General features: G+C 75.6%; 21 protein-coding genes. 17 read left to right on the plus strand and 4 right to left on the minus strand.

Annotated elements, in window-relative coordinates:
• Positions 1-90: 90 nt before the first annotated feature.
• Positions 91-1,464, minus strand: coding sequence for a DUF1015 family protein (locus ACWGB8_RS13305; RefSeq protein ID WP_452213158.1), 1,374 nt, complete (start codon positions 1,462-1,464; stop codon positions 91-93).
• A 92-nt stretch (positions 1,465-1,556) separates the two neighbouring features.
• On the opposite strand from ACWGB8_RS13305, the gene ACWGB8_RS13310 reads away from it, so the two are divergent.
• The gene (locus ACWGB8_RS13310) at positions 1,557-2,147 is read left to right on the plus strand and encodes a tetratricopeptide repeat protein (RefSeq protein ID WP_452213160.1); all 591 of its coding nucleotides are present in this window, start codon (positions 1,557-1,559) and stop codon (positions 2,145-2,147) included.
• Positions 2,144-3,199 (plus strand): HAD-IIA family hydrolase, encoded by a 1,056-nt coding sequence (locus tag ACWGB8_RS13315; RefSeq protein ID WP_452213161.1) that lies wholly within the window; start codon positions 2,144-2,146, stop codon positions 3,197-3,199. The genes ACWGB8_RS13310 and ACWGB8_RS13315 overlap by 4 nt, the downstream gene beginning before the upstream one ends.
• 46 nt (positions 3,200-3,245) lie before the next feature.
• Here the strand turns inward: ACWGB8_RS13315 and ACWGB8_RS13320 are convergent, their stop codons facing one another.
• Entirely contained in the window at positions 3,246-3,593 is a 348-nt protein-coding gene (locus ACWGB8_RS13320) for an SCP2 sterol-binding domain-containing protein (RefSeq protein ID WP_452213163.1), read from the minus strand.
• Between the two features lie 175 nt (positions 3,594-3,768).
• Between ACWGB8_RS13320 and ACWGB8_RS13325 the strand changes: the two genes are divergently transcribed.
• The 4 genes from ACWGB8_RS13325 to ACWGB8_RS13340 all read left to right on the plus strand — a co-directional run bounded on the left by ACWGB8_RS13325 (position 3,769) and on the right by ACWGB8_RS13340 (position 6,857).
• On the plus strand, positions 3,769-4,689 hold the full coding sequence (locus ACWGB8_RS13325; protein ID WP_452213164.1) for a hypothetical protein: 921 nt from the start codon (positions 3,769-3,771) through the stop codon (positions 4,687-4,689).
• A complete protein-coding gene (locus ACWGB8_RS13330) occupies positions 4,682-4,960 on the plus strand; it encodes a hypothetical protein (protein ID WP_452213166.1) in 279 nt (92 codons plus the stop codon). Before ACWGB8_RS13325 ends, ACWGB8_RS13330 begins: the two co-directional genes overlap by 8 nt.
• A gap of 96 nt (positions 4,961-5,056) precedes the next feature.
• Entirely contained in the window at positions 5,057-5,863 is an 807-nt protein-coding gene (locus ACWGB8_RS13335; protein ID WP_452213231.1) for a TlyA family RNA methyltransferase, read from the plus strand.
• Between the two features lie 91 nt (positions 5,864-5,954).
• Entirely contained in the window at positions 5,955-6,857 is a 903-nt protein-coding gene (locus ACWGB8_RS13340; RefSeq protein ID WP_452213168.1) for an NAD kinase, read from the plus strand.
• A 73-nt stretch (positions 6,858-6,930) separates the two neighbouring features.
• Here ACWGB8_RS13340 and yczR read toward each other — a convergent pair whose 3' ends face one another.
• The gene (yczR, locus tag ACWGB8_RS13345; protein ID WP_452213169.1) at positions 6,931-8,439 is read right to left on the minus strand and encodes a MocR-like transcription factor YczR; all 1,509 of its coding nucleotides are present in this window, start codon (positions 8,437-8,439) and stop codon (positions 6,931-6,933) included.
• 112 nt (positions 8,440-8,551) lie between these two features.
• On the opposite strand from yczR, the gene yczE reads away from it, so the two are divergent.
• From yczE to ACWGB8_RS13385, 8 genes are all read left to right on the plus strand, one after another.
• Entirely contained in the window at positions 8,552-9,232 is a 681-nt protein-coding gene (yczE, locus tag ACWGB8_RS13350) for a membrane protein YczE (RefSeq protein WP_452213170.1), read from the plus strand.
• Between the two features lie 75 nt (positions 9,233-9,307).
• Positions 9,308-11,041: a DNA repair protein RecN gene (gene recN, locus ACWGB8_RS13355; protein WP_452213233.1), complete on the plus strand. Its 1,734-nt coding sequence runs from the start codon at positions 9,308-9,310 to the stop codon at positions 11,039-11,041.
• Between the two features lie 171 nt (positions 11,042-11,212).
• Entirely contained in the window at positions 11,213-12,433 is a 1,221-nt protein-coding gene (locus ACWGB8_RS13360; protein WP_452213171.1) for a glycosyltransferase family 4 protein, read from the plus strand.
• 423 nt (positions 12,434-12,856) lie between these two features.
• On the plus strand, positions 12,857-13,891 hold the full coding sequence (locus ACWGB8_RS13365) for a phytanoyl-CoA dioxygenase family protein (RefSeq protein ID WP_452213173.1): 1,035 nt from the start codon (positions 12,857-12,859) through the stop codon (positions 13,889-13,891).
• Positions 13,884-15,197 (plus strand): DUF6271 family protein, encoded by a 1,314-nt coding sequence (locus ACWGB8_RS13370; RefSeq protein WP_452213175.1) that lies wholly within the window; start codon positions 13,884-13,886, stop codon positions 15,195-15,197. The genes ACWGB8_RS13365 and ACWGB8_RS13370 overlap by 8 nt, the downstream gene beginning before the upstream one ends.
• Before the next feature lie 11 nt (positions 15,198-15,208).
• Positions 15,209-16,453, plus strand: coding sequence for a type III PLP-dependent enzyme (locus tag ACWGB8_RS13375; RefSeq protein ID WP_452213177.1), 1,245 nt, complete (start codon positions 15,209-15,211; stop codon positions 16,451-16,453).
• Positions 16,454-16,457: 4 nt separating this feature from the next.
• The gene (locus tag ACWGB8_RS13380) at positions 16,458-16,973 is read left to right on the plus strand and encodes a GNAT family N-acetyltransferase (protein WP_452213178.1); all 516 of its coding nucleotides are present in this window, start codon (positions 16,458-16,460) and stop codon (positions 16,971-16,973) included.
• Complete coding sequence (locus ACWGB8_RS13385) at positions 16,973-18,232, plus strand: MFS transporter (RefSeq protein ID WP_452213180.1); 1,260 nt, start codon at positions 16,973-16,975, stop codon at positions 18,230-18,232. The genes ACWGB8_RS13380 and ACWGB8_RS13385 overlap by 1 nt, the downstream gene beginning before the upstream one ends.
• 87 nt (positions 18,233-18,319) lie before the next feature.
• On the opposite strand, the gene ACWGB8_RS13390 is transcribed toward ACWGB8_RS13385, so the two are convergent.
• Positions 18,320-20,311 (minus strand): glycoside hydrolase family 15 protein, encoded by a 1,992-nt coding sequence (locus ACWGB8_RS13390; RefSeq protein WP_452213181.1) that lies wholly within the window; start codon positions 20,309-20,311, stop codon positions 18,320-18,322.
• 752 nt (positions 20,312-21,063) lie between these two features.
• Here ACWGB8_RS13390 and ACWGB8_RS13395 point away from each other — a divergent pair.
• The 3 genes from ACWGB8_RS13395 to ACWGB8_RS13405 all read left to right on the plus strand — a co-directional run bounded on the left by ACWGB8_RS13395 (position 21,064) and on the right by ACWGB8_RS13405 (position 25,776).
• A complete protein-coding gene (locus tag ACWGB8_RS13395) occupies positions 21,064-22,740 on the plus strand; it encodes a CTP synthase (RefSeq protein ID WP_452213183.1) in 1,677 nt (558 codons plus the stop codon).
• A 92-nt stretch (positions 22,741-22,832) separates the two neighbouring features.
• Positions 22,833-23,471 carry an NUDIX domain-containing protein gene (locus ACWGB8_RS13400; protein WP_452213185.1) on the plus strand — a complete coding sequence of 213 codons (639 nt, stop codon included), beginning with the start codon at positions 22,833-22,835 and terminating at the stop codon, positions 23,469-23,471.
• A 178-nt stretch (positions 23,472-23,649) separates the two neighbouring features.
• Complete coding sequence (locus ACWGB8_RS13405; RefSeq protein WP_452213187.1) at positions 23,650-25,776, plus strand: AAA family ATPase; 2,127 nt, start codon at positions 23,650-23,652, stop codon at positions 25,774-25,776.
• Positions 25,777-26,035 lie beyond the last annotated feature (259 nt).

Here is a 26,035-nt window from a genome sequence, read left to right on the forward strand (position 1 = left end):
CCTCCGGATTCCCACCGGAGGGCCGCAGGGCCCCTCTGCGTTGTGGGCGTCCGCCGGGTCTCGGCCGGACAGTGCCGAGCCCAGTGCGAGCTAGCCCAGTTCGAGGTTGCGCAGCACCAGCCCGGTGGCCGGCTTGGGGCCGAAGGAGGTGGACTTGCGCGGCATGGTGACGCCCTGTTCGGCGAGCCGCCGCACCACGCTCTCGCGGACCGGGTGCAGCAGGACGGCGGTGCCGCCGCTGCGGGCCGCCTCGCGCTCGGCCGCGACGGCGGTGTGCAGGTAGCCGATGTCGTCGGGGCCGTCGGGGACGTGCCAGGTGTGGTCGAGCAGGGTGGAGTGCAGGACGGTGGCGTCCAGTCGGCGCCACTCCTCGGGCCTCCCGGCCGGGACGGTGGCGTCGAGCAGCTCCTCGTCGGGCTCGCCGATCAGCCAGTAGACGCCGTCGCCGCCGGTGAGGACGAAGCCGTTGCCGGTGTGGCGCTTCTGCTCGGCGAGGGCTTGCAGGGCGGCGTCCAGCGGTCCGGGGACCTCCTTGACCTGCCATCGGTCGCCCAGCCGGTCCAGCGCCTCGGCGACCGGCAGGCGGTACAGGACGCGGTGGATGGCGCGGACCCGCAGCGGGTAGCGGGCGGTGTCGACGAGCAGGACCAGCCCGCGGTCCCAGGGGCTGCGCGGCAGGTGCCGGTGCTCGCGCTGCAGCCGTAGGTACATCTCCCAGCGGTGGTGGCCGTCGGCGATCAGTGCCCGGCAGGTGGCGAGGTCGCGGCCGACCTCGGCGATCTCGGCGGGGTCCGTGACGGCCCAGAGCCGGTGGTGTGTGCCGTCGGTGGTGGTCGTGGTGAGCAGCGGCTCGCGTTCCACGGCCCGCTCGACGACGCCGGCCGCGCCGCCGTTGCCGCGGTAGGTGAGGAGCAGCGGTTCGAGGTTGGCCCGGGTGGTGCGCATCAGGCCGACCCGGTCGGCGACCGGGCGGGGCATGACGTCCTCGTGGGGGAGCACCACTCCGGCCTCGGGGCCGCTGACGGCGAGGGCGCCGATCAGGCCGCGCTGGAGGACCTCGCCGGTGCCGTCCGCGGCGGCCGGGACGCGCTGCTCGTAGACGTAGAGCGCGGGGACCGGGTCGATCGCGAGGACGCCCTCCTGCTGCCAGTCGCGCAGCAGGCGGGCGGCGTGCCGGTAGCGGGTGTCGCGGTCGGGCCGGTCGCCGGCGTCCTCGGGTTCGGGGCGCGGCAGGATCAGCCGGACCACGTTGTGCGGGTCGGCGGTCTCCAGGTCGAGCCGGCGGCCGGGGTCGACCACGTCGTACGGCGGCGAGGTGACCGCGGCCAGGGTGCCGACCCGGTCGGGGACGTAGCGCAGGCCTCGGAAGGGGGACAGGGACAGGCCTGCGGTGGCGACGTGCCCGGGATCGCCGGGGCCGCCCTGCGGAGTCTCCGCTCCGCTTTCTGCACTGGGTGTGCTCATTCTGGGCATCGTAACCGGGTACGCGTTGTTGAGAGATCGGAACGCCCGACCGGACGGTGGGGCGGTTTTCGGGACCGAGGGCGAGGTACGGCGTGAGCGAGCGTACGGACGGCGGGCAGGAGCGGGTGGGCGGCGGCGCGGGCGCGGAGGTCCCCGGCGGTGCCGGCTCCGGCGGCGGTGTGCCGGAGCAGGGACGCGCCGGTGAGCCGGCGGGGGACGTCTACGACTGGTTCCGCCGGGGCGGGAGACTCCTTGCGCAGGGCCATCCGGCGGCGGCGGTGCAGTTGCTGGCGCGGGCCGCGGAGGCCGAACCGCATTCGCGCAGCATCCGGGAGACGCTGGCCCGGGCGCAGTTCGCGGTCGGCTCGTACGCGGCGGCGCTGGAGAACTTCCGGGCCGTGGCGCTGGCCGATCCGTCGGACGACTACGCTCAGTTCGGGTGGGGCGTGGCGGCGGCCCGGCTGGGCGACTTCGAGACCTCGGCCGAGCACCTGGCGCTGGCCGTGGCGATGCGGCCGGAGAACGACCACTACCGGGCGGCGCTGCGGCAGACCCGGGCGACCCTGGCGGCCCGCGCGGGGGCGTTCGGGCCGCTGCTGCCCGGGGCGCCGGGCTACCTGGAGCCCCCGCGGCCGTCCGGCGAGGTGCCGGGCGGTACGGACGACGAGGAAGATCAGCCATGACCGAGACCGCTGCCACGACCGCGAACGCCGCCCGACGCACCGCGCCGGGCGGCAGCGCGCTGCCGCTGACCGGGGCGTACGACACGGCGCTGCTGGACCTCGACGGCGTGGTCTACGCGGGCCCGGACGCGATCGCGCACGCGGTGGAGTCGCTGGCGGCGGCGGGCGGGGCCGGGATGCGGCTGGCGTACGTGACCAACAACGCCTCCCGTCCGCCGCGGGTGGTGGCGGAGCACCTGACCGAGCTGGGGGTGCCGGCCGAGGCCGGTGACGTGATCAACTCGGCGCAGGCGGCGGCCCGGCTGGTCGCCGAGAAGGTCCCGGCCGGGGCGAAGGTGCTGGTGGTCGGCGGTGCGGGCCTGGAGGAGGCGCTCGCCGAGCGCGGCCTGGTGGCCGTCCGCACGCTGGCCGAGGAGCCGCAGGCGGTGGTGCAGGGCTACGACCCGACGGTGGGCTGGCAGCACCTGGCGGAGGCCTCGTACGCGGTGCAGCGCGGGCTGCCGTGGGTGGCGTCCAACACGGACCTGACGGTGCCGACGGCGCGCGGCATCGCGCCGGGCAACGGCACGCTGGTCGCGGCGGTGCGGGCGGCGACCGGGGTGGAGCCGGAGGTCGCGGGCAAGCCGCTGCCGCCGATGCACCGGGAGACGGTGCTGCGGACGGGCGCGCGGCGTCCGCTGGTGGTCGGCGACCGGCTGGACACCGACATCGAGGGCGCCTTCAACGGCGGGGTGGACAGCCTGCTGGTGTTCACCGGGGTGACGACGCCGGCGCAGCTGCTGGCGGCGCCGACGGAGCACCGGCCCACCTATCTGGCGGAGGACCTGCGGGGTCTTCTGGTCGCGCACCCGGAGGTGGTGCGGCTGCCCGGCGGCGGGTTCGGCTGCGGTGGTTGGACCGCGGTGGCCGAGGGCGGGTCGCTGCGGCTGGACGGCACCGGTGCGGACCGCTGGGACGGGCTGCGGGCGCTGTGCGCGGCGGCCTGGTCGGCGCTCGACGCGGACGGCGTACCGGTGGACGGCGGGAAGGCGCTGGCCGGTCTGGGCTTCTGAGACCCGCCCGGCCCGCCCGGTTCGCTCGGCCTGCCCGGCCCGGCGGTCAGAACAGGCTGCGCAGCCGGAGCAGGTCGCGGAAACCGGCCTCCAGTCGAACCCGGCCGCCGGCCCAGGCGGAGGCGAAGTTGAGCCGGCCGTCCACCAGGGCGACCAGGTCGTCGCTGCTCATGGTGAGGCGGATCTCGGCCTTGGAGGCGGGCGGGCCGGGGGTCTGGACGACGTCGTGGATGGTGCCGCCGCGCAGTCGCCCGGTGAAGGTCAGGTCGAGGTCGGTGATCCGGCAGGTCAGCGAGCGGTCGAGGGCGGCGGCCTTGCGGACGTCGCCGGTGGACGCGGAGAGGTTCCGGCTGAGCTGCTCCAGTGCCGCACGGCATTCCTCGGCGTTGGCCATGGCGGGGTCCACTTCTCGTACGGCTGTCGGCTGCGGGACTGCGGGGACTGCGGGGCCACGGTACCGCAGGCGGTTTTTGGCGGTAGCGTCGTCAGTGGGACGGGCCCGCGCGGGTGCGTCCCGGCCTTGTGGAGTGATGGCAGAGCGAAGCACTGAGGGCTGAGGAGGCACCCGGATGCTGCCCAGGACGGTACGGGGCGTGGTGGCGGTCGCCGCCGAGCTCGTGGAGGAGGTCGGCAAGCGGGTCGTCGGGACGGCGGCCGGATTGCTGGAGCGCGGCGGGGTCGACCTCGCAGAGGTCGAGCGGAAGCTGGGCGGGCCGTTCCCGCCGTCCGCCAAGCAGTTGCAGACGCTCGCGGAGGAGGCGGTCACCGCCGGGCGGGCCGGGGTGGACCTGGCCGTCGGGGTGGCGCGCAGCGAGGTGGAGAAGGCGTTCGAGAAGGTCGGCGACCAGGTCACCAAGGTCGGCGTGGTGCTCTCCTTCCTGGAGAGCAAGCTGCGCGAGGTCGAGGAGGAGCCGGTGCCGGTGGCCGACGGTCCGGCGCCGCGGGCCGACGGGCTGTTCGGGCACGGCTGGGACGGCGCTCCTGCGGAGCCCGGGCCGGTGGCGGCCGAGCGGGTGGTCGTGGACGAGCCGGTCGAGCGGCCGGTGAACGGGGCCGCGGGCGGGGCTGCGCCCCGGACGGCCGAGGAGGCTCCGACGGCCGGTGAGGCGCCGGCGGCCGGGGATGCCGGTGGCGCGGCGGGCGGCGGCGGGTCGGCCCCGGCCGGTACGGCGGGGAAGGCTGCGGCTGTCGGGAAGGCCCCGGCTGCCGGGAAGGCTGCGGCGAAGAAGGCGGCCGCCAAGAAGGCCGCCGCGGAGAAGACCGTCGCCGCGGAGAAGCCTGCCGGCGGGACGACGGCCGCGAAGCCGGGTGCCAAGAAGGCGGCCGCCAAGAAGACCACGACCAAGACGGCCGTCGCGAAGAAGACGGCGGAGAAGAAGGCCGCGGCGAAGAAGACCGCCGCCGAGCCGGAGGCGCCCGCGAAGCGGACCGCCACCCGGAAGACCACCGTCCGCCGGGCCAGTACGGCGAAGAAGTCCGACGATGCCTGAGCCGGCGCCCGTCCCGGAGGACCCCGGGACCCGGTCGGCCGCGGGCGTGCCGCCCGTTCCGGCGGCCGGGCAGCCGCAGCCGCTGGGGGTGGAGCCGGCCCCGACCGGCCACCCCGGCGTCGATGCGGGCCTGGCCCGGCTGGAGGCGTTGGACGGGGTGCCGACCGAGGCGCACGCCGCGGTGTACGAAGATGTTCACCAGCGGCTCACGGACATCCTGGCCGCGCTCGACCCCGCCCAGGGCCCACCCGGCCCCGGCGGGAACCCGTAGGGCCCGTAGGACCCCGCACGACCCCGCACGCCCCGTAGGACCCCGAGCCCCCGCAGCGGCTCGCACGAACCCGTAGCAGGAGAAGCACCAGTGGCAGTGGCACGACGCCGTCTCGACGCGGAGCTGGTCCGCCGCAAGCTGGCCCGGTCGCGGGAGCACGCGTCCGAGCTGATCGCGGCCGGCCGGGTGACCGTCGGCGGCACCACCGCGACCAAGCCGGCCACCCAGGTGGAGACCGCGGCGGCGGTCGTGGTGGCCGAGGACGAGAACGACCCCGACTACGTCTCGCGCGGCGGGCACAAGCTCGCCGGGGCGTTCGCCGCCTTCGTGCCGCAGGGCCTGGTGGTGGAGGGCCGGCGGGCGCTGGACGCCGGTGCCTCCACCGGTGGCTTCACCGACGTGCTGCTGCGCGCCGGGGCCGCGCACGTGCTGGCCGTGGACGTCGGCTACGGGCAGCTCGCCTGGTCGCTGCAGAGCGACGAGCGGGTGACCGTGATGGACCGCACCAACGTGCGTGAGCTGACCACGGAGCTGATCGGCGGCACGCCGGTCGACCTGGTGGTGGGCGACCTGTCGTTCATCTCGCTGGGGCTGGTGCTGCCGGCCCTGGCCTCCTGCGCGGCCGAGGACGCCGACCTGGTGCTGATGGTCAAGCCGCAGTTCGAGATCGGCAAGGAGCGGCTGGGCAGCGGCGGGGTGGTGCGCAGCCCCGAGCTGCGCGCCGAGATGGTGCGGCAGGTGGCGGGGCAGGCGTGGCGGCTCGGGCTGGGGGTCCGGGCGGTGACCGCGAGCCCGCTGCCGGGGCCGTCGGGGAACGTCGAGTACTTCCTCTGGCTGCGCCGTGACGCCCCGGAGCTGGACCCGGCGGAGGCGGACCGGGCCGTGGCGGAGGGCCCCCGATAGGGTGCTCTGCGGACGTCCGTTCCGTCATGCTGAGTGGCGGCGACCGCACCGGGCAGGGACGCCCGGCAAGGCGTAGGGAGAGGGCAGCGGCATGAGCGAGGAACGTACGGTCTTCCTGATCGCGCACACCGGCCGGGAGGCGGCGCTGCGCAGCGTCGAGGGCCTGGTGCACGGCCTGCTGAAGGCGGGGATCCGGATCCGGCTGCTGGCTGCGGAGGCGGTCGACCTCGACCTGCCGGACGGGGTCGAGCGGGTGGCCGGGGGGCCGCGCGCGGCGGACGGCTGCGAGCTGATCCTGGTCGCGGGCGGGGACGGCACGCTGCTGCGCGGGGCGGAGCTGGCGCGTGAGCACGGGCTGCCGATGCTGGGGATCAACCTGGGCCGGGTGGGGTTCCTCGCCGAGGCGGAGCGGGACGACCTGGCGGTGGTGGTCGAGCGGGTGGTGGACGCCGACTACGAGGTCGAGGAGCGGATGACGCTCGACGTGATCGTGCGGACCAACGGCGACGTGGTGCACCACGACTGGGCGCTGAACGAGGCGTCGATCGAGAAGGCGTCCCGGGAACGGATGCTGGAGGTCGTCACCGAGGTGGACGGCCGCCCGGTGTCCAACTTCGGCTGCGACGGCGTGGTGTGCGCGACGCCGACCGGTTCGACGGCGTACGCGTTCTCGGGCGGCGGGCCGGTGGTGTGGCCGGAGGTGGAGGCGCTGCTGATGGTGCCGATCAGTGCGCACGCGCTGTTCGCCCGGCCGCTGGTGACCTCGCCGGACTCGGTGCTGGCGGTGGAGGTGCAGCCGAAGACGCCGCACGGGGTGCTCTGGTGCGACGGTCGGCGTTCGGTCGAACTCCCGGCCGGGGCGCGGGTGGAGGTGCGCCGCGGGCAGACGCCGGTCCGGCTGGCGCGGCTGCACCGGGCGCCGTTCACGGACCGGCTGGTCGCCAAGTTCGCGCTGCCGGTGACGGGTTGGCGCGGCCGGGCGGACACCCACTGAGCCTGCGCCCGGTGGAGACCCGGCACGCCGTCACCTCGCGCCCGGCACGCCCGGCCTGACGGGGTGTCGGGTCTCACACGGCCAGCGGCCTGCTGTCGTCGGCGCCCGGCCAGCTCCCGCCGGCCGCCGCGCGGGCGACCTCGGCCAGCCGCGCCACCGCGGCGGGGACGGCCGGGGCGGGCACGGTGAGCGGGATGCGGATGTGGTGTTCGAAGGCGCCGTCCGCGCCGAAGCGGTTGCCGGCCGCGATGCGCACGCCGCTGCGCTCGCCGGCCAGCGAGAGGGCGGCGCCCGAGACGTCCCCGGTGGAGACCCAGAACGTGAGGCCGCCGGCCGGGGCCGGGAAGCGCCAGGCGGGCAGCTGTTCGGCGAGGGCGGCGGCGAGGGCGGTGCCGGTGGCCCGCAGCCGCTCCAGCTGGTGGGCGCGGACCTGCGGCAGCACCTCGCCCATCAGCTCGGCGGCGATCAGCTGTTCCAGCACCGGGGTGGCGACGTCGCTGAACACCCGGTCGGTGGCCAGTCGGCGGACCAGCGCGGGCGCCGCCCGGACCCAGCCGATCCGCAGGCCGCCCCAGAGCAGCTTGCCGGCCGAGCCGACGGTGACCACCTGGGCGGACCGGTCCAGGGCGGCCGTGGGGCGGGGGAGCGGGGTGTCGCCGGGGACGGCCCAGCCGAGTTCGGCGGTGGTCTCGTCGCAGATCACCAGGGTGCCGGCGGCGCGGGCGGCGGCGAGCAGGTCGCGCCGCTGCTCCTCGTCGACCAGGGTGCCGGTCGGGTTGTGGAAGTCGGGGATGGTGTAGGCGGCCTTAGGGGCGGCGCCGCGCAGCACCCGGGCCCATTCGGCGAGGTCCCAGCGCGGGGGCTGCCAGGGGCCGCCGGGCCAGGCGTACGGGACGGGCACCAGGCGGGCGCCGCCGAGCCGCAGCGCCTGCAGGGTGTGGGCGTAGCTGGGGGCCTCGACGGCGACCCGGTCGCCGCGGTTGACGAGGGCGCGCTGCAGCAGGTGGAGGGCGCCCATCGCGCCGGTGGTGATCAGGATCTGGTCGGGGGTGGTGGGCAGGCCGCGTTCGGTGAAGCGGCGGGCCACCGCCTCGCGCAGGACGGGCAGGCCGGTGGGGTAGTGGCCGTGGCCGGCGGCGTATGCGGGCAGCTGGTCGAGGGCGCGGGCGGCGGCCTCGCCGAGGTACGGCTGCGGGGCGGGCAGGGCGGCGACGCCGAGGTCGAGGGTGCGGCCCTGTTCGTGCGGGGGGACGGGGTGCAGGGCGTCGCCGGGCGGTTCGGCGCCCTCGGGCAGGGCGGTCCAGCTGCCGGAGCCGCGGCGGCTGTGCAGGTAGCCCTCGGCCCGCAGGGTCTCGTAGGCGGTGGCCACGGTGGTGCGGCTGAGGGCGAGGGCGAGGGCCAGTTCGCGTTCGGCGGGCAGCCGGGCGCCGACCGGCAGGCGGCCCTCGGAGACCAGCAGGCGGATCTGCCCGGCCAGGGTGCGGTAGGCGGGGCGGCGGGTGCCGGGGGGCTCGGGGAGCCGGGCCGTGCCGAGCAGCCGGGCGAGGGCGACGGGAGTGACGGTGCTCTGCCATTCGGCCATGCGATCAGTCCACTTGCTCGGGATTGGCCCTGGAGCGGGTGCCTTTGGACTCCCCATGATGGCAGAGCGGCCACTCGACCGCACGCACTCGCACCGTTCAACAGGAGTACCGATGGCCACCGCGACCCCGTCCGCCCGGCCCCCGCTCGCCGTCCGCCTGGTCGGCGACACCCACGCCCTGGGCCGCCGGCTGCCGCAGCTCGCCGTCGGCCTGGTGCTGTACGGCGCGAGCATGGGGCTGATGATGCGGGCCTCGCTCGGACTGGACCCCTGGGACGTCCTCCACCAGGGCCTGCAGCGGGCCTTCGGCCTCTCGGTGGGCGCCTGGGTCACCATCGCGGGCGCGGCCGTCCTGCTGCTGTGGATCCCGCTGCGCCAGCTGCCCGGCCTCGGCACGGTCGCCAACGTCCTGGTGATCGGGGCGGCGATGGACCTCACCGCCGGCGCCGTGGCGACCCCGGACGGCCTGCCGGCCCGGCTGGTGCTGCTGGTCGGGGCGATCGTCCTCAACGGCCTCGCCACCGGCCTCTACATCGGCGCCCGGCTCGGCCCGGGCCCGCGCGACGGCCTGATGACCGGCCTGCACCGGCGCACCGGCCGCTCGCTGCGGTTGATCCGCACCGGCATCGAACTGGCCGTCCTGGGCGCCGGCGTCCTGCTCGGCGGCACCGCCGGGCTCGGCACCGTCGCGTACGCGCTGACGATCGGCCCGCTGGCGCAGCTCTTCCTGCGCTGGTGCACCGTGCCCGAAGGACCGGGGAACCCCGCCCTGTCAAGCTCCCGGAACGGATGAACCTGCGGGCGCGGGGTTGCCGCTCGTCGCGCGGCGGGGGTGGAACCTCGTAAGGTCGTCTCCGTGTTGGACGAGATGCGGATACGGGATCTTGGGGTCATCGACGACGCGGTGGTCGAGCTCGCCCCCGGCTTCACCGCCGTGACCGGTGAGACCGGCGCCGGCAAGACCATGGTGGTCACCAGCCTCGGCCTGCTGCTCGGCGGCCGGGCCGATCCGGGGCTGGTGCGCAACGGCACCGGCCGGGCGGTCGTCGAGGGCCGCCTGCAGCTGCCCGCCGGCTCGCCGGTGGCCGCCCGCGCCGTGGAGGCCGGGGCCGAGCTGGACGACGGCGCGCTGCTGATCAGCCGGACGGTCTCCGCCGAGGGGCGCTCGCGGGCGCACGTCGGCGGCCGGGCCGTCCCGGTCGGGCTGCTCACCGAACTCGGCGAGGACCTCGTCGCGGTGCACGGCCAGACCGACCAGCAGCGGCTGCTGCGCCCGGCCCGCCAGCGCGGCGCCCTCGACCGGTACGCCGGGGACGCCGTCGCCGAGCCGCTGGCCCGCTACCGCGAGGTCTACCGGCGGCTGCGCGAGGTCTCGGCGACCCTGGAGGAGCTGACCACCCGGGCCCGCGAGCGCGCCCAGGAGGCGGACCTGCTCCGGTTCGGCCTGGACGAGGTCGCCGCCGCCGAGCCGGTCGCCGGGGAGGACACCGAGCTGGCCGCCGAGGCCGAGCGGCTCGGCCACGCCGACGCGCTCTCCTCCGCCGCCACCCTCGCCCACGCCGCCCTGGCCGGCGACCCGGCCGACCCGGAGGCCCTGGACGCCGGCACCCTGCTCGCCCAGGCCCGCCGCGCCCTGGACGCGGTGCGCCACCACGACGAGCGCCTCGCCGGCCTCGCCGACCGCCTCAACGAGGTCGGCTACCTGCTCGCCGACGTGGCCGGCGACCTGGCCGGCTACGCGGACGACCTGGACGCCGATCCGGTCCGGCTGGCCGCCGTGGAGGACCGCCGTTCCGTCCTCGCCCAGCTGCTGCGCAAGTACGGCGGACCGGACAACACCCTCGCCGAGGTCCTGGCCTGGGCCGACGCCGGCTCCGCCCGGCTCGCCGAGCTCGACGGCGACGACGAGCGGATCGACGAGCTCGGCGCCCGGGAGACCGAGCTGCGCACCGAGCTGGCCGAGCTGGCCGCCGAGGTGTCCGCCGCCCGGCACGCCGCGGCCGGCCGCTTCGCCGAGGCGGTCTCCGCCGAGCTCGCCGAGCTGGCCATGCCGCACGCCCGGGTGACCTTCTCGATCAGCCGCGTCGACGACCTGTCCGGCATCGAGCTGGACGGCCGCACCGTCGCGTACGGGCCGCACGGCGTCGACGAGGTCGAGGTGCTGCTCGCCCCGCACCCCGGGGCGCAGCCGCGGCCGATCGCCAAGGGCGCCTCCGGCGGTGAGCTGTCGCGGGTGATGCTGGCGGTCGAGGTGGTCTTCGCCGGGGCCGACCCGGTGCCCACCTACCTCTTCGACGAGGTCGACGCGGGCGTCGGCGGCAAGGCGGCGGTCGAGATCGGCCGGCGCCTGGCCAAGCTCGCCGAGAGCGCGCAGGTCGTGGTCGTCACCCACCTGCCCCAGGTCGCCGCGTTCGCCGACCGGCACCTGGTGGTGGAGAAGACCCACGACGGCACCGTCACCCGCAGTGGTGTCAAGGTGCTGAACGACGAGGAGCGGGTGCGCGAACTCTCCCGGATGCTGGCCGGCCTGGAGGACTCCGAGCTGGGCCGTGCCCACGCCGAGGAGCTGCTCGCCGCGGCCAGCGCGGCCCGCCGCCGGTAGCGCCGCAGGGGCGGCGGCCCCCGCGGACGGTCGGCGACGCGCCCCAGGGGGTGCCGACTGTCCAAGAGGGCCGCCGACCTGGCAAGGTGGCGGACGGACACTGGCTTTCCAGTCCCGAGCGCCGCTCGCGGGCAATCCTCGCGGCGCGGCGTGAGTACTTGATCGAGTCGGATGCGAGACGACGTGGACCATTCCGCCGCCCGGGCCACCGCGGCCACCCCCGAACCGGGCCAGCTGCACGCGGTGCTCGTCCTGTCCGCCGGCAGCGGCGGCATCGGTGCGCACGTGCGCTCGCTGGCGCAGGGCCTGGTCGCACACGGAGTGACCGTCACGGTGTGCGCCCCCGCGGGCACCGACGCGCTGTTCGGCTTCTCCCGGACGGGCGCCCGGTTCCACCTGGTCGACATCACCCCCACGGCCGGCGCCCGCAGCGACGCCACCGCGATCGGCGAGCTGCGCCGCGCCTTCACCGGCGCCGACGTGGTGCACGCCCACGGCCTGCGCGCCGGGCTCCTCTCCGACCTGGCGCTGCGCACCGCGGGCCGCTTCCCCGGGCTGCGGCCGGAGACCCCGCTGGTGGTCACCTCGCACCACGCGCTGCTCGCCACCGGCATGGAGCGCCGGCTGCAGCGGCTGATGGAGCGCCGGGTGGCCCGCGCCGCCGACCTGGTGCTCGGCGCCTCCTCCGACCTGGTGGCCCGGGCCCGTGAGCTGGGTGCCACCGACGCCCGGCTCGGCCCGGTGGCCGCCCCGCCGATGCCCGAGGGGCGGCTGGCGCGGCCGGCGGCCCGGGCGGCGCTGCTTGGCGCGCAGGGCGGTCCTGCGGGCGGCTCCGCGGACGGCGCTGCCGGGGGCGAGGGCCGCCCGGTGGTGCTGGCGATCGGCCGGCTCGTCCCGCAGAAGGCGTTCGGGCTGCTGCTGGACGCCGCCCGGCAGTGGGCCGTCCTGGACCGGCCGCCGCTGGTGGCGATCGCCGGGGACGGCCCCGAGGGGCCCGCGCTGCGCGAGCGGGTGGCGGCCGAGAAGCTGCCGGTCGAGCTGCTCGGCCACCGCACCGACGTGCCCGACCTGCTCGCCGCCGCCGACGTGCTGGTGGTCAGCAGCCGCTGGGAGGCCCGCTCGCTGGTTGTCCAGGAGGCGATGCGGGCCGGCGTGCCGGTGGTCGCGACCGCCGTCGGCGGGATCCCCGAACTGGTCGGCGACGCGGCCCTGCTGGTGCCGCCCGGCGACGCCGCCGCCCTCGGCATCGCGGTGCGGGAGCTGCTGGACGACCCCGCGCGCCGCGTGCGGCTGGGCGCCGCCGGGCGGCAGCAGGCCGACACCTGGCCGGACGAGGCCGCGACGGTGGCCCAGGTGCTCTCGACCTACGACGAACTGGTGCAGCGCGGCTGACACCCCGACAGCGTCCCCGCGCCGCCCGGCGTCCTGCGGGCCGACGCTCCCTCAGCTTCCCTCCCGCGCGCCCGGAGCACTCCGCTCCGGGCGCGTTCGCATGCCGTCCGGATCCGCCGAACGCCGAGCCGGCGCCGCTCCTGACTGCCCGAACGGGCATCGCCCGGGCCGAGGGTTGACACATTAGTTGGTCTAGTCCAAGTTAGTGGAACGTCGCGTTCGACGAGCCGCAGACCCGGGTACGGGTCCTCGCCGGACGGTCCAACCAGCCTGCTGCCGAAGTGAGTTCAGTGTCCATTCGGTATGCGGCCCGTGAAGGGCGCCGGGCCGCGTGCCGCCCTCGAAGCCGGCCGGCCGTCGCCGCGCCGCCGAGGAGCGGTCCATCCCCCCGGCCTCCGTCCGTCCGAGCCTTGGAGTGATTGCATGCCGACGCCCGACCGCCATCTGTACCGGGCCGCCACCGACCGCCCGTACTTCAGCGCCGACGGCGAGAGCTACCTGGCGCAGACGCCCCTGAAGGACATCGAGAAGACCCGCCCGCTGCGGGTGCTCTCCGCGGAGGACTTCGCGCACTGGCGGACCTACGGCTACGTGGTCGTCCGGGAGGCGATCACCCCGCGGGCGGCCGGCCGGCTGCTGGACTTCGCCTGGGAGTTCCAGGGCCTGGACCGGGACCGCCCGGAGACCTGGTACGAGGACCGCGCGTACCGCTCCGAACTCGACCGGCACCTGCACATCTACGGCTTCGTCGAGGCGTACCAGCACCAGCTGATCTGGGACAGCCGCCAGGCCCGGCGGGTCTACGACGCCTTCGTCGACGTCTGGGACTGCGAGGAGCTGTGGGTCACCCTCGACCGGCTCAACCTCAACCCGCCCAACACCGGCAACCGCGACCGCGCGCTGATCGAACCCACCGACACCGGCTTCGACATCGAACTGCACTGGGACGTCGACTCCACGCTCGGCGTCATCCCGCAGCGCGTCCAGGGCATCATCGCGCTCAACGACACCGAGCCCGACCACGGCGGCTTCCAGTGCAACCCGGAGCTGTTCCGCCGCTTCGACCGCTGGAAGCTCGACCAGCCCGCCGACCGCGACCCGGTCCGGCCCGCCGTGGACCGCACCGAGTACCCCGTCGTCCGTCCTGAGCTCAAGGCCGGCGACCTGCTGATCTGGAACGGCATGCTGGCGCACGGCGTGGCCGCCAACACCTCGGCGCGCGGCGTGCGTTCGGTCCAGTACCTGTCGATGATGCCGGCCCTGGAGGAGCACGCGCAGATGCGCCGCTCGCGCATCGGCTCCTGGCGCGACCTCAGCACGCCGGACTGGAACGCGACCCTGCTCGGCGACGCGGTGCAGCCCGAGGCGCTGCGCTACGGCCCGGCCGAACTCACCGGCCTCGGCCGCCGACTGCTCGGGCTGGACTCCTGGCGGGGGACGGCGAGCGCCGATGCGTAGGATCTGCCTCGTCCTGCCCACCAACCGGGCCTGCACCCCCGTGATCGCCGTCGTCCACGCGGAGGCCCGCTACGCCGCCCGGCGCTTCGGCGCCGAGGTGCACTTCTTGCTCCTGGACTCCGCCGACGCCCCGGTGCGCGCCGAACACGCCGCCGCCGTAAGGGCGTTGCCCGACACGCCCGGGGTGGTGGCCCACCACCTCGACGAGGACGCGCAGCGGGCGTTCCTGCGAGCGGCGGTCGAACGCTCCGGCGCACCCGACCCGCAGCGCCTGCTCGACCTGATGCTGCCCGCCGCCCTCTCCTACGGCGCGTGCACCAACCGGGCGTTCCTGCTCGCCGCGGCGCTCGGCTGCACCTCGGTGCACCGGCGCGACTCCGACGGTGGCTACCAACTGCTGGACGGCGAACCGGTCTTCCCGATCCACCACGAACTGCTCTCGCTCGGGCGGCGCGCCGCCGACGCGGCACCCGGGGTGACCGACCGGCGGCTCGACCCGGCGCACGCCCGGAAGCCGGTGGCGCTGGTCGGCGGCTCCTTCGTGGGCGAGCCCTCCGTCGACCTCGGCGGGATCAAGGAGCTCGACCCGGCGGTCCACGAGGAGGTGGTCGGCCTCTGGGCGCCCACCGGGGCCTCCGAGGAGGAGCGCCGGGAACTGGTCGAGGAGTCGTTCACCGGGGCCGGCACCGAGCCGTTCCGCGCCGACCGGTCGGTGCTGGACATCCCCGACATCTGGCGCATCGACATGTGCAACATCGCCCTCGACCACGAGGTGTACGAGCGGGTGCCGCTGCCGCCCGCCACCGACACCATCGGCAGCGACTACTTCCTGCTGCACCTGGTGCGCGACGCCGGCCTGCCCGGGGTGGTGCACAACCGGCACATCGTGAACTCCTACACGCCCGAGCGGCGCACCGATGCCGGATTCACCGCCTACCAGCTGCGGTTCACCAAGTTCCTGCTGTCGATGCTCTACCTCTACCCGGTGTACCACGCCATGGAGGAGGCCGGCGGAGCGCTGCTGGACGGCCGGTACCGGGTGCGCCCGGAGCCGGTCGCGGAGTACGCCCGGGCCGCCGCCGGCACCGACCGCGCGGAGAACCTGCGCCGGCTGGACGTCCTGGATGTCTGCTACCGCAAACTCGGCGGCCGGTACGCGGAGTTCGCCGACCGCCTGGCGCCGCTGCGGGAGCGGCTGCTCGACGAGGCGCAGGCCGACATCGAGGACTTCGCGCTGCTGGTCGACGCCTGGGCGGCACTGGTGCGGGCGAGCCGGGCCGTCGGCGCCGAGCGGCCGGTCGGGTAGCCGGGCCGACGATGCACCAGAACCCCCTGCACGACCGCGCCCCCCTGCGCGACGGCATCGCTCTGCATGACAGCGCAGCCCTGCGGGCCGCCCTCGCGGCGGCCGACGACGACCGGATCGTCTTCGACCTCGACGGGATCGCCGGCCAGTACGCCGCGCTGCTGCGCGAACTGCCCGGCCTGGACGTCCGGTTCGCCATGAAGGCGTGCCCGGTGGACGAGGTGCTCGCCCTGCTGGCCGGGCTCGGCGCGGGCTTCGACGCGGCGAGCCCGCAGGAGATCGCCCAGGCCCTGGCCACCGGCGTGCCGGCCGGCCGGGTCCACTACGGCAACACCGTGAAGTCCGACCGGCAGATCGCCGAGGCGTACCGGCTCGGCATCCGGGACTTCGCCACCGACAGCCTGGAGGACGTCGCGGCGATCGCCGTGCACGCCTCCGGGGCCCGGGTCTTCTGCCGGCTCGCCACCAGCGGCGAGGGCGCGCTCTGGGGCCTGAGCCGGAAGTTCGGCTGCTCGGCCGAGGACGCGGTGCTGGTCATGGCGGCGGCCCGGTCGGCGGGCCTCGTCCCGGCCGGACTGTCGGTGCATGTCGGCTCGCAGCAGATGACGGCCGGGGCCTGGCAGGAGGCGTTCGACCAGCTGGCGGACGTGCTCGTCGAACTGGCCCGCCGCGGCATCCGGCCCGACCACGTGAACCTCGGCGGCGGGCTGCCCGCGCTGGGCTGCCTCGACCGGTACGGCCGGCCGCTGGACCCGCCGATGGACAAGATCTTCACGGTGCTCCGGGAGGGCGTCCACCGGCTGCGGGAGCTCTCCGCCGGGCCGCTGGACATCGTGCTGGAGCCCGGCCGGCACCTGGTCGCCGACCACGGCGCGATCCGCGCGCACGTGGCGCGGCTCTCCTCGCGCCGCCAGCTCGACGGCGGGCGGGAGAACTGGCTCTACCTGAGCTGCGGCAAGTTCAACGGGCTGTACGAGACGGACGAACTGCGCTACCGGCTGCAGTTCCCCACCCACCCGGGCGCGCCGACCCTGCCCGCCGCGGTGGCCGGCCCGACCTGCGACAGCGACGACGCCTTCCCGCAGGACGGCGCCCCGGTCCGGGTACCCGCGGCGGCGGCCTCCGGCGACCCGGTCTGGGTGCTCTCCTGCGGCGCGTACGCGGTCGGCTACACGACCCGGGGGTTCAACGGCTTCGAGCCGCTGCCGTACAGCTGCGTCGGCGGGCCCGGGGCCGCCGGGGAAGGACACGGGTAGAGCGATGGACGACGACGTCCGGATCCGGCCGCTGGCCGACGGCGACTGGGCGGAGGTGGCGGCGCTGGAGGCCGCCGCGTACACCGCGAGCGGGCTCTCCGAGGGCCGGGAGGCGCTGGAGTCCCGCGGCCGGGCCTCGCCCGGCAGCTGCTTCGCGCTGGAGCACCGCGGCCGGCTCGGCGGCTACCTGCTGGCGCTGCCGTACCCGCTCTACCGCTGCCCGGACCTCGCGCTCGCCGAGGCGGACGGCTTCCGCTCGCGCAACATGCACGCGCACGACCTGGTGATCGCGCCCCGGCTGCGCGGCCGGGGCCTGGGCCCGCGGCTGCTGGGGCACCTCGCCGGGACGGCGCGTGGTCTCGGGTACGAGCGGCTCTCCCTGGTGGCCGTCGGCGGCAGCCACGTCCTGTGGTCGCCGCTGGGCTACCGCGCGCACCCCGAGGTGGGGCTGCCGGGGAGCTACGGCACCGACGCGGTGTACATGTCCCGGCCGCTGGGCGGACCGGAAGGCGAAAGGTGATGCAGGTGTGGGGCGTACGCGACGGGTACCGGAGGGCGCAGCTGGCCATCTCGGCGCTGTTCCTCTTCCTCGGGTTCCAGTACGGCACCTGGGTGTCGCGGCTGCCGATGCTCAAGTCGGAGCTGGGCCTCGGCGAGTCGCAGCTCGGCCTGCTGCTGATGGCGTGCGGTGCGGGCGCGGCGGCGTCCTTCCCGCTGGTGGCGGTGCTGATGAAGCGGCTGGGCTCGAAGCTGCTCTCCGCGCTCTCCGCGCTGGCCCTGGCCGGGCTGCTGCTCGCGCTGGCGGTGGTGCCGAACTACCCGGTGGCGCTGGTGGTGGTCTGCCTCGACGGCCTGGCCGTCGGCTGTCTGAACGTGGCGATGAACGCCCAGGGCGCGGCGCTGGAGGAGCGCTACCGGCGGACGGCGATGGCGCGGTTCCACGCCACCTTCAGCGCGGGCACGCTGCTCGCCGCGCTGCTGGCCTCCGGGATGCACGCGCTGACGCCGGCCCTGCTCGCGCACTTCGGGGTCGCGGCCCTCGTGCTGGTGCTGATGGTCGCCCTGGCCCACGGCTCGCTCCTGGACGAGCCGGCGCCGGCCGGAGCGGAGGGGGCCGCGGCGGAGGGGGCGCCCGCGGGGGGCCGCTCCCGGCGCCGGCTGTCGCTGCCCGCCCGGGCGGTGCTCTGGATGGGCCTGGCGATGGCCTTCGGGACGGTCACCGAGGGCGCCATGAACGACTGGTCGGCGCTGTACCTGGAGGACGTGGTCGGGGCGTCCGAGGAGCTCGCGCCGCTGGGCATCGCGGTGGTGGCCGGGATGATGGTGCTGGCCCGGATCTTCGCCGACGGATGGCGCAGCCGCTGGGGCGACGCGCTGATCGTGCGGGCCGGCAGCGCGCTGGCCGGGCTCGGGTTGGCGCTGGCGCTGCTGGTCGGGGGCGTGGTGCCGACGCTGCTCGGCTTCGCCTGCGTGGGCCTGGGTGTCGCGGCGGTGACGCCGTGCGTGTACGTGGCCGCGGCGGGCCGGGGTCCGGCCGCGCTGTCGCTGGTCGCCTCGATGGGCACGGTGGGCCTGCTGGCGGGACCGGCGGTGATCGGCTTCGTCGCGGACGCCACCGGTCTGGTGTGGGGGATGGGCGCGGTGGCCGCCTCGGCGCTGCTGGTGTCGCTCTGCGCGACCCGGATCCGCTTCCCCGCCCCGGCCGGAGCGACGGCCGGCGCCGGGGCCCCGGCGGACGGGGACGCCCCGGCCGCCCCGGTGGACGCGGAGGCCGCCTGAGCCCCCGCCCGTCCGAGCCCGCGCCCGGCGCCGCTGCGCCACGGCCCCGCCCCGCCGTCCGTCCGCGGCGGGGCGGGGCCGTCGGCGTCAGACGGTGGCCTGCTCGGTGCGGTCGGCGGTGCGGGCGTCCGGCTGGGCGGACAGGTAGGCCCCGCCGCAGGCGGTGAGGCGCAGCGCGGTGTCGATCAGCGGGACGTGGCTGAACGCCTGCGGGAAGTTGCCGACCTGGCGCTTCTCGCGCGGGTCCCACTCCTCGGCGAGCAGGCCGAGGTCGTTGCGCAGCGACAGCAGCTTGTCGAACAGCTCGCGGGCCTCCTGGACCCGGCCGATCATCGCGAGGTCGTCGGCGAGCCAGAACGAGCAGGCGAGGAAGGCGCCCTCGTGGCCGGAGAGGCCGTCGACGTTCTGGCCGCTCTCGTCGTGGGTGGGGTAGCGCAGGACGAAGCCGTCCTCGGTGGCGAGTTCGCGCTGGATGGCCTCGATGGTGCCGATCACTCGCTTGTCGTCCGGCGGGAGGAAGCCGACCTGGGGGATGAGCAGCAGCGAGGCGTCGAGCTCCCGGCCGCCGTAGTACTGGGTGAAGGTGTTGCGCTCCAGGTCGTAGCCCCGCTCGCAGACGTCCCGGTGGATGGTGTCGCGCAGCTCGCGCCAGCGCTCCAGGTGGCCGTCGCCGGGCGCGTCCTCCGGGGTCTGCTCCAGCAGCTTGATGGTGCGGTCGACGGCGACCCAGGCCATCACCTTGGAGTGGACGAAGTGCCGGCGCGGGCCGCGGACCTCCCAGATGCCCTCGTCCGGCTCCTGCCAGTGGGACTCCAGGTACTCGATGAGGCGCAGCTGGAGGTGGTGGGCGTGGTCGTTGCGGACCAGGCCGGTCATGTGGGCGAGGTGCAGGGCCTCGACGACCTCGCCGTAGACGTCCAGCTGGAGCTGGCCGGCGGCGCCGTTGCCGACCCGGACGGGCTGGGAGCCCTCGTAGCCGGGCAGCCAGTCGAGGGAGGACTCGGTGAGCTCGCGCTCGCCGGCGATGCCGTACATGATCTGCAGGTTCTCGGGGTCGCCGGCGACGGCGCGCAGCAGCCACTCGCGCCAGGCGCGGGCCTCGTCGCGGTAGCCGGTGCGCAGCAGCGAGGAGAGGGTGATGGCGGCGTCGCGGAGCCAGGTGTAGCGGTAGTCCCAGTTCCGTTCGCCGCCGATGTCCTCGGGCAGCGAGGTGGTGGGGGCGGCGACGATGCCGCCGGTGGGGGCGTAGGTGAGGCCCTTGAGGGTGATCAGCGAGCGGATCACGGCCTCGCGGTAGGGGCCCTGGTAGGTGCACTGGCCGGCCCAGTCGTCCCAGAAGTCGGCGGTGGCGTCGAGCATCGCCTCGGCGTCGGGGGCATTGGGGGCGTCCAGGTGGGAGGCCTGCCAGGTGAGGGCGAAGGCGATCCGCTCGCCGGCGGCGACGGTGAAGTCGGCGTAGGTGGTGAGGTCGCGGCCGTAGGTCTCGGCCTCGCCGTCCAGCCAGACGGAGTCGGGGCCGGCCACGGCGACGGTGCGGTGGCCGCCGTCGGCCTGCTCGACGCGGTGCACCCAGGGCACGATCCGGCCGTAGCTGAAGCGCATGCGCAGGGCCGAGCGCATCCGGACGGTGCCGGAGACGCCCTCGACGATGCGGATCATCTGGGGGACGGCGTCGCGGCCGGCCAGCGGGCGGGGCGGCATGAAGTCGATCACCCGGACGGTGCCGCCCCGGGAGTCCCACTCCTGTTCGAGGATCAGCGAGTCGCCCCGGTAGCGGCGCCGGTCGGCGGGCACGGCGGGGGCGGCGGCGGTGGGCGGCGGGACCCGGAGTTCGCCCGTGTCGGTGAGGCGGACCGGCCGGGCGGGCGGGGCGGGGGCGGGCGAGGGCAGTTCGGCGGCGGCCACCTCGGCGGGGCCGATCCGCCAGAAGCCGTGCTCGTCGGTGCCCAGCAGGCCGGCGAAGACGGCCGGCGAGTCGAAGCGGGGCAGGCACAGCCAGTCGACCGCCCCGTCCCTGCTGACGAGGGCGGCGGTCTGCATGTCCCCGATGAGTGCGTAGTCCTCGATACGGCCGGCCACGTGATCTCCAAGTTGGCAAATGCGGTCACGACGCATCGGCGAGCCGTCCGAGCGAGCGGGCAGCGGGGCCGGTCCCGGGGCGCGCCGCTCCGGGACGCCCGGACCGCCGAGGGGTGGTGGCGGGCCTTGCCGGGGTGTCCGCGCGGGGCTGGGTCGAGCCCCTGGATCGGGCGGGGAGGAGCTGGATGTACGGGGAGGTCCGGTCGCGCATCGGGGACCGGGAGACGTCCTGACCTCCCTCGCCCTCCGCGTGCTCATTCGTCGGCGATGCGTCCGTGCAGCTTACGACGGACGAAAGGGGCGAAGCACGCGGACGCCGCCCGGGGCGGCCCCACAATTCGGGGGAAATGCCGTGCTTCCGGGGGGTGGCGCGCAGGATGGCTCGGAAGGATCAGCTCCGGATGGCCCGCCGGGAGGGCCTGCGGGCCTGCAGGGATGGCCCGATCGTGTACCCCGGAGTGGCCCGAGCCGGGGGGCGTACGGGAGTGGTGAGGCTCCTGTGACGAACGCGCCCGGTGGTGCGCCGGTCGTACGCCGGTCGTGTGGCGCCGGTCGGCGGGGGCGTCCCGGAACGCGCCCCGGCCGGGTCACTGATACCCTGGTATCCCGTGGACCGGTGGGATCAAACGCCCCGGACCAGCCGAACCGACGACCCTCCGAGCGCCGTGCCCCGCACCGCACTCCCGTCGCCAGGCGAGCCGAGAGCATCCCGCCCACGTCACCTTCGACACGCGACCCACGGGAGCCCCCTCTTGGCACAGCCCCATTCCGGCAAGGCAGCGAACGGCCGCGCCGTGACGACCAAGCACCTCTTCGTCACCGGGGGTGTCGCCTCTTCGCTCGGCAAGGGCCTCACCGCCTCCAGCCTCGGCGCCCTGCTCAAGGCCCGCGGCCTGCGCGTGACGATGCAGAAGCTCGACCCGTACCTCAACGTGGACCCGGGCACGATGAACCCGTTCCAGCACGGCGAGGTCTTCGTCACCGACGACGGCGCCGAGACCGACCTCGACATCGGCCACTACGAGCGGTTCCTCGACACCAACCTGCACGGCTCGGCCAACGTCACCACCGGCCAGGTCTACTCCACGGTCATCGCCAAGGAGCGCCGCGGCGAGTACCTGGGCGACACCGTCCAGGTCATCCCGCACATCACCAACGAGATCAAGTCCCGGATCCGCCGGATGGCGGCCGACGACGTCGACGTGGTGATCACCGAGGTCGGCGGCACCGTCGGCGACATCGAGTCGCTGCCCTTCCTGGAGGCCGTCCGCCAGGTCCGCCACGAGGTCGGCCGGGACAACGTGTTCTTCGTGCACGTCTCCCTGCTGCCGTACATCGGCCCCTCCGGCGAGCTGAAGACCAAGCCCACCCAGCACTCCGTCGCCGCGCTGCGCAACATCGGCATCCAGCCCGACGCGATCGTGCTGCGCGCCGACCGCGAGGTCCCGCAGGCCATCAAGCGCAAGATCTCGCTGATGTGCGACGTGGACGAGGAGGCCGTGGTCGCGGCCATCGACGCCAAGTCGATCTACGACATCCCGAAGGTGCTGCACGGCGAGGGCCTGGACGCCTACGCGGTGCGCCGCCTCGACCTGCCGTTCCGCGACGTCGACTGGACCACCTGGGACGACCTGCTGCGCCGCGTCCACGAGCCGCAGCACATCGTCAAGGTCGCCCTGGTCGGCAAGTACATCGACCTGCCCGACGCCTACCTGTCGGTGACCGAGGCGCTGCGCGCCGGCGGCTTCGCCAACAACGCCCGGGTCGAGATCAAGTGGGTCACCTCGGACGACTGCACCACGCCCGAGGGCGCCCGGGAGCAGCTCGGCGACGTCGACGCGGTCTGCATCCCCGGCGGCTTCGGCGACCGAGGCGTGGACGGCAAGGTCTCCGCCATCACCTACGCCCGCGAGAACCGCATCCCGCTGCTGGGCCTGTGCCTGGGCCTGCAGTGCGTGGTCATCGAGGCCGCCCGCAACCTGGCCGGCCTGCCCGAGGCGAACTCCACCGAGTTCGACCCGGCCGCCAAGTACCCGGTCGTCTCCACCATGGCCGAGCAGCTGGCCATCGTCGACGGCAAGGGCGACCTGGGCGGCACCATGCGCCTGGGCCTCTACCCGGCCAAGCTCGCCGAGGGCTCGATCGTCCGTGAGGTCTACGGCGGCGAGCAGTACGTCGAGGAGCGCCACCGCCACCGCTACGAGGTCAACAACGCCTACCGCGCGGACCTGGAGAAGACCGGCCTGCAGTTCTCCGGCCTCTCCCCGAAGGGCGACCTGGTCGAGTACGTCGAGTACCCGCGCGAGGTCCACCCCTACCTGGTGGCCACCCAGGCCCACCCGGAGCTGAAGTCGCGTCCGACCCGCCCGCACCCGCTCTTCGCGGGCCTGGTCAAGGCGGCCATCGAGATCAAGACGTCCGGCGAGTAGTCCGCCCCGTCCAGCCGAACGGCGGCCCCGCGATTCCCGCGGGGCCGCCGTTCGGCGTTAGATTGTGTCGTACTGACGAAAAGGGGAGAACAGTGGACGACCGGAAGATCTTCGACGTGGCCGAGGAGTGGGAGGTCCGGGAGAGCTCGACGCCCTTCCGGGGCAGGGTCACCGGGGTGCGCACCGACGAGGTCCGGATGCCCGACGGCAGCTGGGCCCGCCGCGACTACCAGACCCACCCCGGCTCCGTCGCCGTCCTCGCCCTCGACGACCGGCAGCGCGTCCTCGTCCTGCGCCAGTACCGCCACCCGGTCCGCCAGCGCCTCTGGGAGATCCCGGCGGGCCTGCTCGACGTCCCCGGCGAGAACCCGCTGCACGCCGCCCAGCGGGAGCTGTACGAGGAGGCGCACTGCAAGGCCGGCACCTGGCGGGTGCTGGTCGACTTCTACTCCTCCCCGGGCGGCACCGACGAGGCACTGCGCCTCTTCCTCGCCACCGACCTCGCCGACGCCGAGGGCGAGCGCTACGCCGCCCACGGCGAGGAGCTGGAGATCGAGACCGACCGGGTGCCGATCGACGACCTCGTGCGGCTCATCCACGCCGGCGAACTGCACAACCCCGCCCTGATCACCGGAACCCTGGCCGTCCACGCCGCCCTGCACGGCCCAGGCGGCCTCGACGCGCTGCGCCCCGCCGACGCCCCCTGGCCGGCCCGGCCCTACCCGGCCTGACCGGCCCCTCCGGTTGATCCGCGGGGGTGATTTGCCGGTTCGTACGACCGGATGTCACCCCCGCTCTCCCGGACGGTCGAACTACGCTTCGCAGGACAGGCCGCCCGCCCCGGGCCGGCTCCGCTGAGCGCCGAACGACAGGTCGGGAGTGGCACGGGTGGCGAGGAAGACGGCGACGATGGACGCGCGGCCGGCAGCGGTCGGGCCGGTACCGGACCGGCTGCCCCCCGCACCCGCCCCCTTCGTCGGGCGGCGCACCGAACTCGCTGCCCTGCGGGCCGCCGCGGCCCGCCCCGCCGAGGGCCGCTCCACCGTCCTCGTGCTGGCCGGCCGCCCCGGCTCCGGGCGGACCGCGCTCGCCGTCCGGTTCGCCGCCGAGATCGCCGCCGACTACCCCGACGGCGTGCTCTTCGCCCGCTTCTCCACCCCCGACGGCACCCGGCTGGAACCCTCCCGGGCCGCCCGCCGCCTGCTCGAACAGCTCGGCGCCGACACCGCCGCCGTCCCGCTGCCCGGCGCCGCCGGCGAGGACCGCGACGACCCCGCCTGCACCGCCCTGCGCACCGCGCTGGCCGGCCGGCGGGTGCTGCTGGTGCTCGACGACGTCCGGGACGCCGGGCAGCTGTGGCCGCTGCTCGCCGACGAACCCGGCTGCCTGGTGGTCGCCACCACCGCAGGACCGCTCACCGGCATCGAGGACATCGACCCCTGCATCCTCGGCGGCCTCGACCGGCCCGCCGCCGGGCACCTGCTCGCCGACCTGGTCGGCGCCACCCGGATCGCCGCCGACCCGGTCGGCGGCGCCGACCTCGCCGAGGCCTGCGCCGCCGGGCCCGCCGCGCTGCGCCTGATGGCGGGCTGGCTGCGCGGCAACGCCAAGGCGGCCGTCACCGACGCCGCCCGGGAGCTCGCCCGGGTCACCGGGTCGGCCCCGGAGCCCGCCGACGGCCCCGGGCGCAAGGCCGCCGCCGACCCGGCCCGGAAGCCCGGTACGGAGACCGGCCCGGCCGAGCCCGCCCGGAAGCCCGGCGCAAAAACCGACCCGGCCGACCCCGACGGGGCCGCCGACCCCGGGAGCACCGGGCCCCTCCCGGCCGGGGACGGGCAGCCGCCGCAGCCCCCCGCCGACCGGCAGCGCCGCTCCCGGCCCGGCCGGCACCCCGCACCGCCCGCCGAGGAGGCCGGCGACCCGGAGACCTGGGTGAAGCCCGACCCGGAGCCCGCCGAGCCCGTCCCGGTACCCGACAGCGACCCGCTGGTCGGGGCCTTCACCCTGCTGTACGCCACCCTGCCCGCCGCCCAGGCGCGCCTGCTGCGCACCCTCACCCTGGCCCCCGCGCAGACCGCCGACCTGCGCACCGCCTCCGCCCTGGTGGGCTGCCCCGCCCCCGAGGCGGCGACCATGCTGGCGGCGCTCGCCGAGCGCGAACTCCTGGGGGAGGAGCCGCCCGCCGCCGACGGCACCCCCCGCTACCGGGTGCCCGGACGGCTGCACCCCCGGCTGGTCCGGCTGCGCGAGAGCGAGGACCGGCCGGCCGAGACCGAACTGGCCCGGGCCCGGCTGCTGGAGCGGCTGGTCCGGCTGACCGACGCGGCGCGCGCCCTGCTCGACCCGGCCGGCGGCCCGGGCCCCGAACCGCTGCCCGGTCCGCTGCGGCTGCGCTCCGCCGCCCAGGCCCGGCAGTGGCTGCTCGGCGAGCGCGACCTGCTGCTCGGCGCGGTCGCCGACGCCATCGGCCAGGGCGACCTGGACGGTTCGGCGGGCCGGCTGGTCACCGCCCTGCTGCGGGCGCTGCCGCTGACCGGCGCCGCCGCGCCCGCCGACCTCTACCGGCTGCACGAGCTGGTGCTGACCGTGGCCGAGCGGCACGGCGCCTCCCGCCGGGCCGCCGCCGCGCTGCTCAACCTGGGCGACCTGCAGGCCGCCGCGGACCGCTGGGACCGGGCCGTCGCGCACTACCGGGCGGCCCTGGACCACGCCCGGGCTGCGGGTGACGAGGCCGCCTGCGCCCGCGCCCTGGAGGGCGCGGCGGGCTGCCACCGGGCGCTCGGCGACGCGGTTCGCGCCGCGGATTCCTACGGCCGGGCCCTGGGGCTGCGGCAGGCAGCCGACGACCGGCCCGCGGAGGCCCGGCTACTGGCCCGGCTGGCCGAGGCGCACACCGCGCAGCGCCGCTTCGACGAGGCCGAGCGGGAGTACCGCGCGTCGCTCGCGGTGCTGCGCCGGCTGGGGGACGAACAGGGCCACCGGGCGGTCGGCGCCGCCCTCGCGGAGCTGCGGGAACGCCTCGGATCGGGCTGGTAGACGGTGACCGCTCCGGAGTGCCGAGAGGTGGTTTCGGAGTATTGTCGGACTTGCCCGGAAGAGGCCACTTTGGCAGGAAGATCGTCAGGGAAGCCTACGAACCTGCCAATGTGTCCGGCAGATTTATTCACTTTGGAAGGCTGACACGCCGCCTGGGCTTCATTACACTCGAACTCAGTCGCGCAGCGAACCGTGCCCCGGCGTACCCGGAGGCTTCCCCACGTGCGCGTCGCCCGCCGGTCTTCTCCGGTAGGGACCC

This window comes from Kitasatospora sp. NPDC054939 (assembly GCF_053610105.1).